The organism is Paenibacillus jepli (assembly GCF_047238105.1).
Lineage (GTDB): Bacteria > Bacillota > Bacilli > Paenibacillales > Paenibacillaceae > Paenibacillus_D.
On the sequence record NZ_JBDFMD010000001.1, the window covers coordinates 2673080 to 2689728 of the forward strand.

Genomic DNA, 16649 nt, shown 5'->3' on the forward strand with positions numbered 1-16649 from the left:
CGACGACGGCAATAAATACGGATAAGGATGGGAGTGGCAGACGATGACGACAGCCAAGGACCTCAGGGGGATCATGTCCTTCGGGTACAAAAGCAGCAGCAGACTGGAACCTAGGATGCATTCCCATTCTTATTACGAGGTGTACTATTTTCATGAGGGCAAAGTCAACTACCTAATTGGGGACAAGATCTACAATCTGGCTCCAGGCGACCTGATCCTCATGTACGGGATGACCCTGCACAGCGCCAAGGTGGACAACGCCTATCCGTATATTCGCTCCATCGTCCATTTCGAGCCGTCTCTGGTGCAGCCTTTTCTGGACTTGCCGGGGGCGCTTAATGTACTGCAGCCCTTCCAGGAGTTCAAGAACCACCGGATCTGCCTGCGCGGCGAGCACAAGGAAGAAGCCGAGCGCCTCCTGCTGCGCATGCATGAGCTGCAGCAGCGCCAGGATGCGACCGGCGACTGCAGGATGCAGCTGGCGTTCATCGACCTGCTCTATTTCATCCACGAGCGCTGCATGCAGCCGATGCACCGGCCCCGCGATTACTCCTCCGACAAGGAGAAGCATGTGCAGGCGATCATCTCCTTTATCGAGCAGCATTATCCCGAAGGGATCACGATGGAGCTGCTGGAGGAGAAGCTGCACCTGACCCGCTCCTATCTGGCTAAGATCTTCAAGGAAGTGACAGGTGTCACGATCTTCGAATTCATCTACCAGCGGAGGATCAATCAGGCCCGCGTGCTCTTCCTGCTCGACACCGGCCTCTCGGTAACCGAAGCCGGCTTCCAGGTTGGCTTCAAGCATCTGGCCCACTTCAGCCGGCTCTTCAAGCAGCAGGTCGGGATGACCCCCGAGACGTACCGCCGCCGCATCCGCGAAGAGACCACGTTATAGCCATCCAGATAGCAACAGAGCGCCTTCCCTGCAGACAAACTGCAGGCGAAGACGCTCTTTTTGCATCATTTGGCATCCTTACAGCAGATAGCTCAGGACGATGATCGCCCCTACCGCAAAAGCGTACCAGGAGAAATACTTGAGATTGCCGCGCTCCATGATGCCCATAAACCACTGCAGGGAGAAATACGAAGCAATGAGCGCACAGATGAATGCCAGGGTGTAGGGTACCGCCAGACTTGCCAGCTGCGGATCACGGATCATGTCCCGGCCCTCCAACACCATCCCGCCCACACTGACCGGGATGTACATCAGGAAGGAGAAGCGCAAGGCGGTCGTGCGATTGAGTCCGACCCCCATCGCCGCAACGATGGTCGCCCCCGAACGGCTGATACCGGGAATAAGCGCTACCGCCTGCGCCAAGCCGATAATCAGAGCGTCCTTGATTTTCAGCTGTGCATCCTTCTTGTGTCCCCGCATGTTGCGGATCAGCCATAAGGCCAGGCCCGTGACGAGCAAGGTAACCCCTACCGTCAGCAGACCTTTCAGGCTGGAGAATACATCATTCAAGAAAACGCCGGCCAGACCGGCAGGGATCGTCGCGATGATGAGATAGACAACGAAGCGGAAGTCGGCTCGCGAAGCCTCATCCCGATGACGGATATAGGACAAGCTCCCGGAAGCCAGCCGGATCAGGTCCTTGCGGTAGATCAGAAGAACCGCCAGCAGCGATGCGAAATTGACCAAAACCTCGAAGCTCAAACCGTGAATCTCCAAGCCCAATAACGCCTGAGCTATAATGAGATGACCGCTCGATGAGATCGGGATCGGTTCCGTCAGTCCTTGCAGCAAACCAAGGAATGCATATTCAAACCATAACCAAAGATCGTTCATTTCCTTCCGTTTCCCTCCTCAGCTTGCGCCCTTCGGCTCTGAATCTAGCAGATCAAACCTGAAATAACCTTACTATAGTCGCTGCGAGGAGAGGGGACTTACGATCGCTGTTGTCCCAAGATTTCTTGATTATTTAACCGCGTAAGCGGTAGAAATCTTGGGACAGCGTAGGCTTCCGATGCTAGCTTTTCTGCGAAAAGCTTTTAGGCGAGCGCTTAAACGCTTTCTGCAAGAAAGCGACTTCGAAAGCATATGCTTTTCTTCAGCCTCCCTCTCCTCTCCACTCCTCATCATTCGTTTATTTCTGGTCTTATCTATTAGTTGGTTTATGTAATATTTTAAGAGTATACCAGATTCAAGCGCCTCCCCGCTAGCCGTTAGCTTCGCCCCTGGGACACTAGGTCGGGCGAATGTACGCCAAAGGCATCGCTTCGAAGCATCGACAAAAACCGGTGCATCGCCGGGCTCAGCAGCTTTTTTTTGTGGTGCACCAGGAAAATCCGGCGGCCGAATGATGCCCCCGGCAGCGAACGGCCAACCAGGCGCCCTTGCCCGATGTCGCGCTGTACGCTGAGCTCGGAGAGGATGCCGACCCCCAGGCCGCTGCGGATCATCTCCTTCATCGTCTCCGTGGACGACACCTCCATCGCCAGGCTGAGCTTCACGCCATGCTGCGCCGCCCAGCCCTCGATCAGACGCCGGCTCACAGATTCGGTCTCGTGCGAGACGAACGGGTAGGCAGCGATCCGCTCCGGCGTCAGTTCGTCTTCTGCCAAGAGCGGGTGGCCCGGCGGACAGACCAGGATCAGATCATCCTGCAGCGAAGCCGTCACCTCCAGTTCGCTGTCCTCCAGCTTGTCGAAAGAGACCAGCCCGCAATCGAGTTCGTAGTGACGGATCTTATCGAGCAGGACGGGGGCCGTCTTGACCTCCAGGGCGATCCGGACGGCGGGATGGTCCTTTTTGTAAGCTTTGAGCAGCGGCGGCAGCAGATACGTGGCCGGCGTGTGCGTCGAGCCGATGGCGATGACGCCGCCCGGCTGCTGCCGGTAGCCCTCCATCATGGCATGCATATCGTCGGTGAGTGCCGTCACCTGCTGGGCATAGCGATACAGCGCCCGTCCTTCCTCAGTCAACTGCAGCACATGATAGGACTGGGTGATGAACAACGGTACGCCGCAGTATTCCTGCAATTTATTCAGATGGAAGGTGACCGTCGGCTGCTTGATCTGCAGCTCCGCGGCCACCAAAGACAGGCTTTTCAGCTTGACGGTCAGGACGAATACTTTGAGCTGCTGCAGATTCATGGCTTGCGCGCTCCCTTCGCTCAGTCGGTGCTAATATAGATTCTACTGATAATTGGATAGATAACATAGATAAGATTTTATTAAGGTTTGACAAACCCTTAATCTTGCTCGTACGTTTCCTTGATAGAGTAGAAGACAAGAAGTGCGGTGCGCGTATGCATCGGCTCAACCGATAATGGAGGTTCGATCAATGATGAGAAGAATCCAACCGTGGCGAAAAGGCATCGCTCCAGCGCTGATGCTGTCGCTTGTCCTGGCCGGATGCGGCGGCGGCTCGCCGTCCGGACAGGTTAACGATACCGGAGCAGCTGCAGGCAGCCCAGCCCCTGCCGGGGCCGAGCAGGTCTCTGCCCCGGCAGCGCAGCAGTCGCCGCTTGTCCTGTATGGCAATGATTTCGTCGACTTCATCGCCCCCAAATTCGAAGAAGCGACCGGCTATGCCATCGAAGCGGTACATTACGGCGGCGGCGAAGCACTAGCCAAGATCGAAGCCGAGCGCGGCAATCCCCAGTGGGATGTGGTGATGATGGACGGACACGGCTCGATTCGCGGTCTGGCTGAGCGCGACTTCCTTCATACCGGCTGGGAAGCCCATGGCATCGAGCTGCTGAGCGAATACGGCAAAGAACTGCTGCCGGAAGACCTCGCTTATTATCCCGTCGGTATCCACGCCTCGGCCCTGATCGCTTACAACACGGACCTGATCGGGCCTGAGCAGGCGCCAGGAACATGGGAACAATTCTTCGCCATGGAGGAGCGCGTCGGCCACGCCGATCCCGCAGTCGCCGCCCCTGCTTATCCGCTCGTCTCCGCTTTCTTCTACCAATGGGGCGTGGAGCAGGCGAAGCAGGTGTACAGCGACCGCTTCAAGCAAGGCTTCTCCGTCTATCCGAAGAACGGGCCTGTCGGCAATGCCCTCGTCAGCGGCGAGATCGCGGCGGCGGCACTGCAGGAGCACAACGCCTATCAGCTCAAGCTGGACGGATCGCCGATCGAGGTCGTCTGGCCGAAAGAAGGCGCCCCTGGCTCGCTGCGGGTCATCGCGATCAGCAAGGAAACCGCCAACCTCGAAGCTGCGCAAGCGTTCGTCGAGTTCATGATGAAGCCCGAGACGCAAAATATGCTCAGCTCTCTGCCTTCCAACGACAGCTTCTTCACGCCACTCGCCGAAGGAGCGACATCCCGCCCCGAGCGGGAGCAGGACGGCGCCTTCATCCTGCCTCCGGATACCTGGTCTGCCGAGCATGAGACGGAGATCAAGACCTGGTTTGCCGACCAGAATGTGCAGTAAAGGAGCCTAGGCGATGAGATCCCATGGTTCTTGGGCAGGGGGAGCGGTACTCCTCCTGCTCTTCCTCTGTATGCTCTACCCTTTGTTCGCAGTCATAACTAACATCTTCCTGCCCGGACTGTTCTTCGGCGAGGTGCAATATACCGGCTTCGGCTTGCTGCTGGAACTGTTTGACCGGCCGCTGTGGCGTCAATCGCTGATCAACTCGCTGACCTTGGGGCTGGGCACCGCCTGTCTCGGCACCCTGCTGGGCGCACTCTTGGCGATTCTGCGGAGCCACTGGTCCTTCCGGGCCTCGCGCCTGCTGGACCTGTCAGCATGGGTACTGCTGATCGTCCCTTCCTTCATGATCGCCCAGGGCTGGGTGCTGTTCGCCGGCTCCGGCGGCTTGGCCAATCAATGGCTGGGCTGGAGCTGGCTGACCGCGTTGATCTTCCAGCCTTTTGGGCTGATCCTTGTCATGTCGCTGTGCAAATTCCCGCTGGCCTATCTGGCGGTGACAGCGGCGCTGGAATGGAATGTAAGCAACTACGGCGATGCCGCCAGGCTGAACGGCGGCGGGCCGCTGACGGTGTGGCGGACCGTGCATCTGCCGCTCAGCATGCCGGCGATTACAGCCGGTTGGACGCTGGTGTTTATGGATACGATCGGCGACTTCGGGCTGCCTGCCGCCTTGGCCACCGTATACCGCTTCCCGACGCTGCCCTACTCGATCTACACGGCCATCTATCAATCGCCCGTTCGTTTCGATATGGCCGGCGTCCTGGCGCTCTACCTGGTCGCGATCCTGGCGCTGGCCATGGCCGTCCTGTTCATTGCCCTGCGCAAGTCCCGCGTCGACTTCCTGACCTCAAGAGCCGTCGTGCAGGCTCCGGGGCCGAGCCGCTACAGCTGGCTGATGACTGGCGGCGTCCTTCTCCTGCTGCTCATCGCCGTAGGAATCCCCGTCGGCACCAGCATCTCGACCTCCGTACTGAAGCAGCTTGGCGGCGGGCTGACCTGGAGCAATCTGACGCTGGACCATTATATTAGCCTGTTCAACGTCCCGCCCGGCGCACACCGGACCCTGCCGCTGTTTACCGGCATGCGCAATTCCTTCATGATCGCCGCTCTGGCTGCGGTGCTCAGCATGGCGCTGGGGTTCCTGACCTCTTATGTCGTCACCTTCACCCGGTTCCGGTTCAAGCAGCTGATCCATCTCTCGACCGTGCTGTCGCTGGCCATCCCTGGCGTCGTGCTCGGCATCGGCTATATCTTCGTCTGGAATCAACGCTGGCTGGAGATGATCGGACTCCATCTGTACGGAACGCCGACGCTGCTCGTCATGGCCGCAGTCGCGGGAGCGATCCCGTATGCCGTGCGCCTGCAGATCGGCGCATTCGCCAAGATTCCTTCGAGCATGCTGAACGCCGCCGCCATGCAGGGCGCCGGGTCGGCGCGCCGGATGAAGGATATCCTGCTGCCGCTCGTGCGCGGCGGACTGCTGGTGGCGACACTCGCTTCCTTTGGCACCAGTGTCTATGATCTGGCGATCGCTTCGATCCTGAAGCCGCCCAACTATACGCTGGTCCCGCTCGTCATTGACAAAGCGTTTGAATTTTCCCAGTACGGCTACGCTACCGCAGCGACCGTATTCAGCGGCTCGATCGTCGTCATCATCCTGCTGCTCGGCAACTGGCTCGGCAAACGCTGGCTATCCAGGCCGGCAGACAATCAAGAATAGGCCAAATGCATCCTGATTCACTTCGTGATCAAAAGCAGCCTTTTGAACAACTATTAAAGTGAGGTAATGGATATGAGTCCTGCTGCACCCTCCACCAATCTGCTGGAGATTCGCCACCTGACCAAGGCTTACGGCTCTCACCGGGCGCTGAGCGACCTCTCCCTGGAGATGAGAGAAGGCGAAGTCATCAGCATCCTCGGCCCGTCCGGCTGCGGCAAGTCTACGCTGCTCCAGCTCGTCGGCGGCCTGCAGAGCTGCGACGGCGGCGAGATCCTGCTGGACGGCCGGCTGGTGACTGCTCCCGGCAAGGATGTGCCGCCGGAGAAGCGTCAGCTGAACATGGTCTTCCAGGACTATGCGCTCTGGCCGCATATGAATGTGACCGCCAATATCGAATATGGGCTCAAGCGCCAAAAGCAAAAAGCCGACGAACGCCAAAGCCGTGTCGCACGTGTCATGGAGCTGCTGCGGCTGCAAGGCCTCGCCGGCCGTCTGCCCTCCCAACTGTCGGGCGGCCAGCAGCAGCGGGTCGGCATCGCCAGAGCGCTCGTAACCGAGCCAAAGCTGCTGCTGCTCGACGAGCCGCTCTCCAATCTCGATGCCAAGCTGCGGTTGCAGATGCGGCATGAGCTCTCATACCTGATCCGTTCGCTGGGCATCGCTTCGCTGTATGTTACGCATGATACGCTCGAAGCCTTTGCCTTCGCTGACCGCATCCTCGTCATGCGCGAGGGCCGCATCGAGCAGCTCGACGAGCCGGCGCGGATCTTCGAGCGTCCGGTATCGCAGTGGGTGGCAGAGCTGATGGGCTTCCACAATCCACTGCGGGTGAAGCTTGAGAGCGCCCCCGGCTATCTGCGTTCGGATGCCGGTGCCGTCGTCTCCGCCGCCGGACAACGGCTGATGGCCGCCGTGCCGGCCGACTTCATGGCGGAGAGCCGCGAAGCGCTGCTGCTGCTGCACCCGGACAATCTGCGTTTGCGTCAAGCAGTCAGCGGGAATGCTGGTAATAGCGAAGCCGCACCTGGCGATAACGAGCTGCAGGGCAAGGTGGTCCACCTCGTCTATGAAGGCAATCACTGGCGGCTTATGGTCGACATCGGCGACGGTCAGCGCATCCATCTGACTACCCCTGTCAAGGTAGAGCTCGGTCAGACCGTCGATGTCGTATTTCCCGCTGACCGTGCCCTGCTCTACCCTGCGACAACCTAAATGAAAGAGTGTATGCCCGTGAAACGAACCTTAGTCGTATCCGACATCCATGGCTATACCGATTGCCTGCGCGAGCTTCTGGAAGCTGCCCAGTATGTCCCCGGGCAGGACCGGCTGCTGCTGCTTGGCGATTACGTCAACAAGGGCCCTGATTCTGAAGGCGCGTTGCGGCTGGCAAGCTCTCTGGTAGATGGCGGAGCCGTCGCGCTGATGGGCAACAATGAAGACAAGCTGCTGCGGCGTCAGGCGGTGCAGCCGGCCGCTCTGCCCTGGCTGAGCGGTGACCTGCTCCGGTTTACCCGGGGACTGCCGCTCTGGCACGAGGACGAGCGTTACATCTACGTCCATGCAGGACTCCGCCCCGGCCTTCCTTTGTCTGTTCAGCAGCCTGCCGACCTGCTGAGCATCCGCGACGTCTTCTACCGCTCTCCTGCCGCATCTGACAAAACGATCGTCTTCGGTCATACCGCGACACACGTGCTCGGCGCAACCGCAGGCTGCATCTGGGAAGCCCCTGGCAAGCTTGGCATCGACACCGGCGCCGGACACCGGCTCCGGCTGTCGCTGGTCGATCTGACGAGCCGACTGGTCTATGCCTGCGACGTCCTCAACCGCCGGCTCGCGATCTATCGGATGTCAGATATGCACAATCAGGCGCAGTAAGCAAGCTGGAAGCGCCCAGGCGCTCCGCCCATTATCGGGGCAGAGCGCCTGTAGGAGCGGACCAAATTTAAACGTATCCAGGCCCTGCAACAGATTTGATTTTGCTTTGAAGCGAGTCCCCTGCTTACTGGGGTTATTTTGCTTGTTCACTACTTTCCTAGTTGGGTAAACATTCGTATACTTACTATAAGAAGGAGTGGATGTAACGATGGAACTGAGATCATACGGCAAGACGAAGATGAATGTAAGCGTCCTCGGATTCGGCGGGGCGGAGATCGGCTTCCAGAAGGCGTCCGAGGCCGATGTCGACCGGCTGCTGGGCAGCGCGCTGGACGCAGGCTTGAACCTGATCGATACGGCGGAGTGCTATGCTGACAGCGAAGAGCTGATCGGCAAGACCGTGTCGCACCGCCGCGAGGATTATTATCTTTTCACCAAATGCGGACATCCCTCCGGCCTGGACTTTCCCGCCTGGGATCCCAAGCTGCTCCAGCTCAGTATCGACCGCAGCCTGCAGCGGCTGAAGACCGACTATGTCGATGTCATCCATCTGCACAGCTGCAGCGAGGAGATCCTCCGGCAGGGGGATGTCATCGAGGTGCTGAAGCGGGCCAAGGAGGAGGGCAAGACCCGCTATATCGGCTACAGCGGCGACCATCAGGCGGCTCTGTACGCGGTGCAGTCCGGGCAATTTGATTCCCTGGAAACTTCGCTCAGCATCGCCGATCAGGAGGCCGCCGAGTTGACGATCCCCAAGGCCATCGAGCAGGGGATGGGCGTCGTGATCAAGCGGCCGATCGCCAATGCGGTCTGGCAGCACCAGACCAAGCCTGACGACAGCTATGTTCAGGACTATTGGGAGCGGCTGCAACGGCTGGATTATGATTTCTTGAAGGGCGACATGCAGGAGGCGGTAAGTACAGCGCTTCGTTTCACACTCTCCGTGCCCGGCGTCCACTCCGCGATCGTCGGTACGGCGCGGCCGGAGCGCTGGATAGAGAACGCCCGGCTGCTGGATGCCGGCTATCTGCCGGAAGCGCAGTACAATGCCATCAAAGCCCGCTGGGCGGAAGTCGCCCAAGAGGATTGGATCGGCTTGCAATAAGCCGGAACCTGTCGGCAGAGGGACGGGATAGCCTGTTCTTTTGCCGCATTGCGGCTGGCCGGACAATATTCCGGGCACCCAGCGGTCAACTCGTTGCTGGAGCTGAAAGCGCTCACCAAATTCATATTGAGAGGATGGAATTCTCCACATGACTACGATCCCTTTGAACCGCCACGGCCTTGAGGCCAGCCGTCTTGTGCTCGGCTGCATGCCCTTCGGAGGCGGCTGGAACAGCGACCCTCTGACCGAGGAGCATTACACGCAAGGACAAGCTGCCGTGGAGGCCGCGCTGGCCGCCGGCATCAACATGTTCGACCTGGCCGACATCTATACGCGCGGCAAGTCGGAGCGTGTCTTCGGCGAAGCGCTGCGCCGCCACCCGGGCCTGCGCGAGAAGATTATCCTGCAGTCCAAATGCGGCATCGTCCTGGAGGAGCCGGGTATCCCCAACCATTTTAACTTCTCCGCCGATCATATCCTGAGCAGCGTCGATGGCAGCCTGCAGCGTCTGGGGATCGAGTATCTGGATATCCTGCTGCTGCACCGGCCGGATCCGCTGATGGATGCCGAGGAAGTGGCGGGAGCGTTGCGGCGGTTGAAGGAATCAGGCAAAGTGAGGCATTTTGGCGTCTCCAACATGAGCATGGGTCAGATCAAGCTGCTTCAGACGTATGCGGACGAGCCCTTCATCGTCAACCAGTTGGAGATGAGCCTCGCCCGCACCGGCTTCGTCAACACGCAGGTGTATGTCAATCAGGACAAGGGCAAGGACAATATCTTCCCTGAAGGGACCATGGAGTACTGTCAGCACGAGAACATCCAGTTGCAGGCGTGGGGTCCGCTGGCGCAGGGCCGGTTCTCCGGCCGCGACCTGGAAGATCAGAGCGATGCCATCAAGCAGACCGCCCAGCTCGTCGGACAGTTCGCCGAAGAGAAAGGGACGACCCGCGAGGCCATCGTGCTCGCCTGGCTGATGAGGCATCCCGCCGGCATCCAGCCCGTCATCGGCACGACCAACCCGCAGCGGATCGCCGCCTGCGAAGGCGCCGACCGCATCGAGCTGAGCCGCATCGAGTGGTACCTGCTCTACAACAGCTCGCGTGGCATGGCGCTGCCGAAGCCTAAGGAGTAACTATGGAACTAACAGGCGTGAGAAAAAAAGCTGGAGCTAAGCTGCGGCACGGCGGCCGGGAGACGTGAAGGGGTGATGCACTAAGCGCATAGTTAATAATCCGGCTCAGCGAGCCCATCCAGGGGCAGATTGTTACTTGGATTGCACGATTCCGGCTCGGATAAGGCGGGCAGCACGCTCGCACTAGCACCCAATAAACCAAACAAAGCCGCTGCCAGCCAGAGGAAAACCCCCTGACGGCAGCGGCTGTTTCATGCGCATGCTTAAGTCTGCACCTGCAGCACGATCTTGCCGATATTGGCATCGGCCTGCATCCGGTCATGGGCTTCGCCCGCCTGCGACCAGTCCATCACCGTGTCGATGACCGGCCGCAGCCGCCCGTCTGCGAAGCGCGGCAGCGCGAAGGCAGCGAAGTCGCGGGTGAGCCGGATCTTGTCTTCCCGGGAGCGCGAACGCAGCGTCGAACCGATCACCTGGATGCGGCGGCTGAGCAGTCTGCCCAGATCTACCTCCCGCAGCTTGCTGCCGCCCATCAGTCCGATCAGGACCAGGCGGCCATCCACGGCGAGCACCTCCAGATGCTGGTCCCAGTAAGAGGCTCCTACCGGATCCAGCACGACCTCCACGCCGCGGTCGCCGGTCGCTTCCATCACCATCGGCGCGAACGGCCCTGCTTTGTAATCGATCGCCAACTGGGCGCCAAGCGATAGAGCGGCCTCCCGCTTGGCCGCCGTGCCTGCGGTGATGATGGCATGTGCGCCGGCCTCACGGACCAACTGGATGGCCGCCGTTCCTACGCCGCTGGCCCCGGCATGGATCAGCGCCGTCTGTCCCGCCCGCAGACCGCCCAGCTCCATCAAGTTGAGATAGGCTGTCAGGAAGGCCTCCGGGATAGCCGCCGCCTCCTCGAAGCTCAGCTCATCCGGGATGCGCATCGCCATCCCGGCAGGCAGGCTGACGCGGGAAGCGTAGCCCCCGCCGGGCAGCAGACCGCAGACGCGGTCTCCCGGCTGCCAACCGGAGGCCCCTACGCCGGCCTTCAAGACTACGCCCGACATCTCCAGGCCGAGGATGTCGGAAGCGCCCGGCGGCGGCGGGTACAACCCCCGTCTCTGCAGCAGATCCGCACGATTCAGCGCCGTCGCCCGCACCTCGACCAACAGATCGTTCTCCTGAAGCTGCGGCTCCGCCGCTTCTCCCACATAGAGCTGTTTCGTCTTCTCATCCACACAGATCGCCTTCATGCCAGCGCCTCCTTCATTCAGTCAGATCAGATCTCGGGCAAGCCCCTTACGTCCGCAGATTGCGGTTTAACAGCCGATGCTCAGCCATCGCTACGTATTTGGTGTCCGGACGTCCCCAATTGCAGTAAGGATCGATCGAGATGCCGCCTCGCGGCGTAAAGGTGCCCCACACCTCGATATATCTGGGATTCATCAGTTCGATCAGGTCATTCATGATAATATTGACACAATCCTCGTGAAAATCGCCATGGTTGCGGAAGCTGAACAGGTACAGCTTGAGTGACTTGCTCTCGACCATCCGCTGATCGGGGATGTACGAGATATAGATGGTGGCAAAATCCGGCTGCCCGGTCATCGGACACAGACTGGTAAACTCCGGACAATTGAAGGTGACCCAATAATCGCGATGCGGGTGCTTGTTATCAAAAGCCTCCAACACCCCCGGGTCGTACTGGTACACATAAGAAGTACCTTGATTGCCAAGCAGGCTGACACCCTGCTCCTTGAGCTCTTCGTTGCTTCTCCCTGCCATGGTGCTCTCTCTCCTCTTATCTAATAATCATCCTATCATCCGGCTCACACGCCGCGCTTGTTGCCCCACAGCCATGTATGCAGCTGCGGCAGCACCCGTACCCGGCGCAAGGCGCTGGAGGCAACGACCGCCGCCACCAGCCACTCGTATCTGGCGGCCAGGTAAGGCAGCATGCGCTGCGGCTCCTGCTCCTCCAGCTCGCCGTTGCCCGGCTGCACGATCATCGCCGCCTCGGGATAACGGTCGTGGACCCGCACAGCAAACGCCAGGTCCGTCTCATCGAAGACAACGACCTTCAGACTTGTCTGATCCCCGCGATCCGCGAGCTGCGCCATGATCTCATCCAGCTTGGCCCAATCGGTCTCCATCCCCGAGCTGGGCGGCTTGGGAGAGATCGTCAGCTCGTCCACCTCCCGGAACCACGGCTGATAGCGGCTGCCCTGCGTCTCCAGCGCCACGGTGATGCCCCGCTCATGAAGCAGGCCGATCAGCGTGCCCAGCTGCGGCAGCAGCGCCGGGTTGCCCCCGGACAGCGTCACATGGGCAAACGTATCGCCGCCCAGGTCGCAGAGCTCACGAAGCACCCTCTCTGCAGAGAGCATCCGGATCGACGACGACGCCGACCCGTCCCATGTGAATGCGGAATCGCACCAGCTGCAGGAGTAGTCGCAGCCCGCCGTCCGCACGAACATCGTCTTCTGGCCGATGAAGCGGCCTTCCCCCTGCACGGTCGGGCCGAAGATCTCCAGCACCGGGAGCGGTCTGGCGCTCATGAGCACTCCCTCCCCGGGCGGTAGATGACATAGCTGCTCGGTGTCTCGCGCAGGTAGACCTGCAGGCAGCGCGGCCGATTGGGCAGTGTATCGAGATGAGCCTGCACCAGCTCGCAGACGGCCCTGGCGACGACTTCTGTCGTCGGCATCCGCTCCCCTGGCTGCTCTCCGAACAGCTCATGATCGTTGAGCAGCGTATGATCGAGCCGATCATGGACGAGCCGCTTGAGTGTCGAGAAATTGACCAGGAAGCCCGCCGGATCGAGCTCGTCGCCGGCAATCGTCAGATCGGCAAAATAGGTATGTCCATGCACGAGCTGGCAGGAGCCTGCCGACTCATGGGGGATGTAATGGGCGGCTGCAAAGTGCAGATCCTTGTGCAGCTCGTAACGGTACGCATGCGGCGGCGAAGGATAGATCTGCTGGATCATCGTGTCGCCTCCCCCGCGCGCTTGGTCTCCATATAGGCATCCAGCCCTTTCTTGCGCAGCAGACAGGCCGGACATTCGCCGCAGCCGTCCGCCGGCAGACCATTGTAACAGGTGAGCGTACGCTCCCGCACAAAGTCCAGGCCGCCCAGCTCGTCGGCTAGCGCCCAGGTCTGGGCCTTGTCGAGCCACATGAGCGGCGTATCGATCACGAAATTGTAGTCCATGGACAGATTCAGCGTCACGTTCAGCGACTTGATGAAGACGTCGCGGCAGTCGGGATACCCGCTGAAGTCGGTCTCGCAGACGCCCGTGACGATATGGCGGGCGCCGATATTTTTGGCCAGTACGGCAGCAAAAGTAAGGAACAGCATATTGCGTCCGTCGACAAAAGTAGTCGGCAGGCTGCCTTCCTGATGCTCGATGGCAATATCCTGACGGGTCAGCGCGCTCGGCGCAAGCTGGCTGAGCAGTGACAGGTCAAGGACGTGCTGACGCACCCCCAGCTCGCTGGCGATGGCAGCAGCGCAGTCCAGCTCCGCCGCATGGCGCTGCCCGTAGTTGAACGTGACGGCTTCTACCGTCCCGAATTGCTGCTTAGCCCATAATAGACAGGTCGTGCTGTCCTGGCCGCCGCTGAAGACGACGATGGCTTTTTCATGTTGTCTCATCGTGATAACCTGCTTTCTGGAATGCAAAAAACGGCATACCAAGGGAATGCCGTTCATCCTTAGTATTTTTATAGAGGGGGGGTCGCGAACCTCTCCCGGATCCGCGCGTGGGCGCAGGCCGGTCTAGATATTCAGTTCGATGTAACTATAGCATAGTCAGGGATCGTTGGAAAGCGGTACGTTGTGCCACTGCGGGGCTGCGGGGCTGTCTGCGTTCCCTTAGCCGCGCCGAGTCTACAGTTCGGCTCCCGCAGGCTCCGGCAGAATCTTCCCGCCACCTGCCGGGCGGTGAGGACGTCCGGATCCGTCATGGTCCCCAGAACTGTCTACGCTTTGCTGCCCGGCTTCCGCACGCTTCAGATACTTCTGCGCACGCCAGCGGAAGAAGGCCAGGATGCCCCGCACATACTCGTCGATGATCATGCAGACGTAAATGCCGGTCAACCCCCATCCCCAGTGGATGCCTGCAAGATAGGAAAGGCCGGTGGCGATCAGCCACATCGAGGTCAGCGAGGCGACCATCGTAAACTTGGTATCGCCGAGCGCATTGAGCGAGCTGCCCATCGCCATATTGAGCATCTTGCCCGGCTGCAGCAGCAGATTGAGCGCCAGCAGCGAGACACCCATGGCGACGATCTCGGCATCGGCCGTGAAGATGCCCAGCAGCCAGCCGCCGGACAGCAGCAGGAGCAGGGATCCCGGCACGACGATGCCAACGCCGATCCATAGCGCCCGGTAAGCGGCCCTGTACGCTTCGCGAGTCCGGCCTGAACCGAACAGGTGGGCGATCTGGATCTGGGCCGCCATCGCGATCGCCTGCCCCAGCATGAAGCAGGTCGATTCCAGCGTGTTCATATACGTCCGGGCCGCCAGCTCCTTGGCCCCCAGCATCGCGATGAAGGTGAAGATCGCCAGCTGGCTCAGCACCCAGCAGGACATATGTACACCGAGCGGCCAGCCGATCCGCACCACCTCGCCGAACAAACGGCGGTCGAACCGCTTCATGTCCCGCAAGACGATCGGGCGGTCAAAGGCCCTTACATACATCACATACAGCAGCGCCGTAGCCAGCAGACGGCTGACAACCGTGGAGATCGCCACGGGTCAGCCCCCACTCCGGGAAGCCGAACGCACCGTAGATAAAAGCATAGTTCAGAAACAGATGGATGACGTTCATGCCGATCGCTGTATACATCGGTCCCTTGGTATTGCCTGTGTTCCGGATGACGGTGCTCAGCGTCGACATCAGGGCCGTCAGCAGCATGCCGCCCCCGACGATGGAGATATACACCTGCGCCATCGGCAGCAGCTCCGAGGGCAGCTGCAGCGCTCCCGCAATCTCGCCTGGAAACAGATACAGCACGATGCTGAGGAATATTCCGACGACGAACGTCACGCTGACCGCCATGATGGCAAGCGTCCGGGCGTCCTCCTGCTTGCGGGCGCCGATCCGCTGGGCGATCAGGATGCCTGCGCCGCTGGCAACCATGACGAACAGAGTCGTCAGCGCCGCGAACAGCTGATTGGAGAAGCCGACGACCGCGACGGCGTCATCGGAGATTTTGCTGACCATCAGCGTATCGGCTGCGCCCAGCATCAATTGCAGGAACAGCTCGATAAAAACGGGCCATGCGAGCGCCCATAACGTAAACTTTTTCAACGGGTGGGAGTTGGATTGGTCTTCTGTCTTGGCTGTCACCGCTGTTGCTCCTTTGGCGCGTCCTCCCGTAATGGGTCATGCGCTTTGTGATCAGGGATGGTACCCCCATCAAATTATAGATGCTATACTGAATCACATGTATCAGCGGATCAACCGAAACTTTCACGATTCCAACCTATCTGCTCTGGAGGGAACAATCGATGCTGCTGCAATTTGAAGCCCCGCCGCTCCCGCACTACATCGTCTCGGGCGCATCTTTGATGCCTGCGGGGCGCAAGCACCCGAGCCGCCGGGCGATCGGCGTGTTCGATCTGATCGCAGTCTCGGAAGGCTGTCTCTATATGGGCGAAGCGGAACGAAGCTATGAGGTCATGCCCGGGCATGCCTTGATCCTCCGTCCCGACAGCCACCACTATGCGACGCTGCCCTGCAGCCGGGACTCCTCTTACTACTGGCTGCATTTCCAGACGACCGGAAGCTGGGAGGCCGTCGCCCGCGAGCACAGCCTGCCTGCCGGTCGGCTGCTCTACGAAGAGGCGGACTGGTCCGAGGCGCCAGCCGATCCGTCGTTGGCCATTTACGCTGCGCAAACCTTCCCGATCATCCTGGCCCAGTTCACCCGATTGCTCCAGCCCCGCAAGCTGTACGAGCGGATCGAGCAGTTGATCGGCCTGCAGCAGCGCAGCCACCTTGGCAGCGTCCGATGGAAGCAGCAGCAATTGTTCCAGGAGGTGCTGCAGCTGCTGTCCGCCTCCCTGGAGGCTCCGCCGCCGTCCGCTTCCATGGTGTGCGCCGAAGCCGCCGCCTCCTACATCCGGGAGCATTATCAGGAGGGATTCACGGCACAGCAAATGGGCGAAAGCCTGCGCTTCCACCCTGTCTATATCGCCCGCTGCATGCAGCGCCATCTCGGCTGCTCGCCTTCGGAATATCTGCTCCGCTTCCGGATCGACCAGGCGAAGCTCTTGCTGCTGCAGAGCGACCTGCCCATCTCGCGGATCGCCGAGGCGGTCGGCTTCAACCAGGCCGCTTATTTCACCGCCAGCTTCACCAAGCTCGAGGGGCTGTCGCCGCGCAGCTTCCGCCAGCGGTTCCTGCATGGCTGACCCTGCTGGC

General features: G+C 60.3%; 15 protein-coding genes and 1 pseudogene. 8 read left to right on the forward strand and 8 right to left on the reverse strand.

The genetic code is table 11. From position 1 onward, the window contains the following. The first annotated feature begins 43 nt into the window (after positions 1 to 43). Positions 44 to 898 carry a helix-turn-helix transcriptional regulator gene (locus ABC336_RS11825; RefSeq protein WP_413238836.1) on the forward strand — a complete coding sequence of 285 codons (855 nt, stop codon included), beginning with the start codon at positions 44 to 46 and terminating at the stop codon, positions 896 to 898. Between the two features lie 78 nt (positions 899 to 976). Here ABC336_RS11825 and ABC336_RS11830 read toward each other — a convergent pair whose 3' ends face one another. Both ABC336_RS11830 and ABC336_RS11835 read right to left on the reverse strand, forming a co-directional pair. Continuing rightward, positions 977 to 1792 carry an undecaprenyl-diphosphate phosphatase gene (locus ABC336_RS11830; protein WP_413238837.1) on the reverse strand — a complete coding sequence of 272 codons (816 nt, stop codon included), beginning with the start codon at positions 1790 to 1792 and terminating at the stop codon, positions 977 to 979. A gap of 377 nt (positions 1793 to 2169) precedes the next feature. Further along, positions 2170 to 3099, reverse strand: coding sequence for a LysR substrate-binding domain-containing protein (locus ABC336_RS11835; protein ID WP_413238838.1), 930 nt, complete (start codon positions 3097 to 3099; stop codon positions 2170 to 2172). A gap of 190 nt (positions 3100 to 3289) precedes the next feature. Here ABC336_RS11835 and ABC336_RS11840 point away from each other — a divergent pair, with 190 nt between their 5' ends. From ABC336_RS11840 to ABC336_RS11865, 6 genes are all read left to right on the forward strand, one after another. After that, positions 3290 to 4390, forward strand: a complete 1101-nt coding sequence (locus ABC336_RS11840) for an extracellular solute-binding protein (protein WP_413238839.1) — start codon at positions 3290 to 3292, stop codon at positions 4388 to 4390. A gap of 13 nt (positions 4391 to 4403) precedes the next feature. After that, positions 4404 to 6113 carry an ABC transporter permease gene (locus ABC336_RS11845; protein WP_413238840.1) on the forward strand — a complete coding sequence of 570 codons (1710 nt, stop codon included), beginning with the start codon at positions 4404 to 4406 and terminating at the stop codon, positions 6111 to 6113. A gap of 72 nt (positions 6114 to 6185) precedes the next feature. After that, positions 6186 to 7325: an ABC transporter ATP-binding protein gene (locus ABC336_RS11850; RefSeq protein ID WP_413238841.1), complete on the forward strand. Its 1140-nt coding sequence runs from the start codon at positions 6186 to 6188 to the stop codon at positions 7323 to 7325. Between the two features lie 18 nt (positions 7326 to 7343). After that, positions 7344 to 7988, forward strand: coding sequence for a metallophosphoesterase (locus ABC336_RS11855; RefSeq protein WP_413238842.1), 645 nt, complete (start codon positions 7344 to 7346; stop codon positions 7986 to 7988). A 208-nt stretch (positions 7989 to 8196) separates the two neighbouring features. Further along, entirely contained in the window at positions 8197 to 9093 is an 897-nt protein-coding gene (locus ABC336_RS11860; protein WP_413238843.1) for an aldo/keto reductase, read from the forward strand. Between the two features lie 148 nt (positions 9094 to 9241). Beyond that, on the forward strand, positions 9242 to 10225 hold the full coding sequence (locus ABC336_RS11865; protein ID WP_413238844.1) for an aldo/keto reductase: 984 nt from the start codon (positions 9242 to 9244) through the stop codon (positions 10223 to 10225). A gap of 263 nt (positions 10226 to 10488) precedes the next feature. Here ABC336_RS11865 and ABC336_RS11870 read toward each other — a convergent pair whose 3' ends face one another. The 6 genes and pseudogenes from ABC336_RS11870 to ABC336_RS11895 all read right to left on the reverse strand — a co-directional run bounded on the left by ABC336_RS11870 (position 10489) and on the right by ABC336_RS11895 (position 15572). Beyond that, complete coding sequence (locus ABC336_RS11870; RefSeq protein ID WP_413238845.1) at positions 10489 to 11469, reverse strand: NAD(P)H-quinone oxidoreductase; 981 nt, start codon at positions 11467 to 11469, stop codon at positions 10489 to 10491. 46 nt (positions 11470 to 11515) lie between these two features. Then, positions 11516 to 12001: a preQ(1) synthase gene (gene queF / locus ABC336_RS11875; RefSeq protein ID WP_413238846.1), complete on the reverse strand. Its 486-nt coding sequence runs from the start codon at positions 11999 to 12001 to the stop codon at positions 11516 to 11518. 44 nt (positions 12002 to 12045) lie between these two features. Further along, positions 12046 to 12774, reverse strand: a complete 729-nt coding sequence (gene queE, locus ABC336_RS11880; protein ID WP_413238847.1) for a 7-carboxy-7-deazaguanine synthase QueE — start codon at positions 12772 to 12774, stop codon at positions 12046 to 12048. After that, positions 12771 to 13205 carry a 6-pyruvoyl trahydropterin synthase family protein gene (locus ABC336_RS11885; RefSeq protein WP_413238848.1) on the reverse strand — a complete coding sequence of 145 codons (435 nt, stop codon included), beginning with the start codon at positions 13203 to 13205 and terminating at the stop codon, positions 12771 to 12773. Before ABC336_RS11885 ends, queE begins: the two co-directional genes overlap by 4 nt. Beyond that, positions 13202 to 13873: a 7-cyano-7-deazaguanine synthase QueC gene (gene queC / locus ABC336_RS11890; RefSeq protein WP_413238849.1), complete on the reverse strand. Its 672-nt coding sequence runs from the start codon at positions 13871 to 13873 to the stop codon at positions 13202 to 13204. Before queC ends, ABC336_RS11885 begins: the two co-directional genes overlap by 4 nt. Before the next feature lie 234 nt (positions 13874 to 14107). Further along, positions 14108 to 15572, reverse strand: a pseudogene (locus ABC336_RS11895) (MATE family efflux transporter). Between the two features lie 161 nt (positions 15573 to 15733). On the opposite strand from ABC336_RS11895, the gene ABC336_RS11900 reads away from it, so the two are divergent. Beyond that, positions 15734 to 16639 carry a helix-turn-helix transcriptional regulator gene (locus ABC336_RS11900; RefSeq protein WP_413238850.1) on the forward strand — a complete coding sequence of 302 codons (906 nt, stop codon included), beginning with the start codon at positions 15734 to 15736 and terminating at the stop codon, positions 16637 to 16639. Positions 16640 to 16649: the final 10 nt, after the last annotated feature.

Coding starts and splice junctions, on each gene's coding strand:
- ABC336_RS11845 (WP_413238840.1), top strand. CDS start 4,404: ATGAGATCCCATGGTTCTTGGGCAGGGGGAGCGGTACTCCTCCTGCTC.
- ABC336_RS11850 (WP_413238841.1), top strand. CDS start 6,186: ATGAGTCCTGCTGCACCCTCCACCAATCTGCTGGAGATTCGCCACCTG.
- ABC336_RS11840 (WP_413238839.1), top strand. CDS start 3,290: ATGATGAGAAGAATCCAACCGTGGCGAAAAGGCATCGCTCCAGCGCTG.
- ABC336_RS11830 (WP_413238837.1), bottom strand. CDS start 1,792: ATGAACGATCTTTGGTTATGGTTTGAATATGCATTCCTTGGTTTGCTG.
- ABC336_RS11870 (WP_413238845.1), bottom strand. CDS start 11,469: ATGAAGGCGATCTGTGTGGATGAGAAGACGAAACAGCTCTATGTGGGA.
- ABC336_RS11835 (WP_413238838.1), bottom strand. CDS start 3,099: ATGAATCTGCAGCAGCTCAAAGTATTCGTCCTGACCGTCAAGCTGAAA.
- ABC336_RS11885 (WP_413238848.1), bottom strand. CDS start 13,205: ATGATCCAGCAGATCTATCCTTCGCCGCCGCATGCGTACCGTTACGAG.
- ABC336_RS11825 (WP_413238836.1), top strand. CDS start 44: ATGACGACAGCCAAGGACCTCAGGGGGATCATGTCCTTCGGGTACAAA.
- ABC336_RS11865 (WP_413238844.1), top strand. CDS start 9,242: ATGACTACGATCCCTTTGAACCGCCACGGCCTTGAGGCCAGCCGTCTT.
- queC (WP_413238849.1), bottom strand. CDS start 13,873: ATGAGACAACATGAAAAAGCCATCGTCGTCTTCAGCGGCGGCCAGGAC.
- queE (WP_413238847.1), bottom strand. CDS start 12,774: ATGAGCGCCAGACCGCTCCCGGTGCTGGAGATCTTCGGCCCGACCGTG.
- ABC336_RS11860 (WP_413238843.1), top strand. CDS start 8,197: ATGGAACTGAGATCATACGGCAAGACGAAGATGAATGTAAGCGTCCTC.
- ABC336_RS11900 (WP_413238850.1), top strand. CDS start 15,734: ATGCTGCTGCAATTTGAAGCCCCGCCGCTCCCGCACTACATCGTCTCG.
- queF (WP_413238846.1), bottom strand. CDS start 12,001: ATGGCAGGGAGAAGCAACGAAGAGCTCAAGGAGCAGGGTGTCAGCCTG.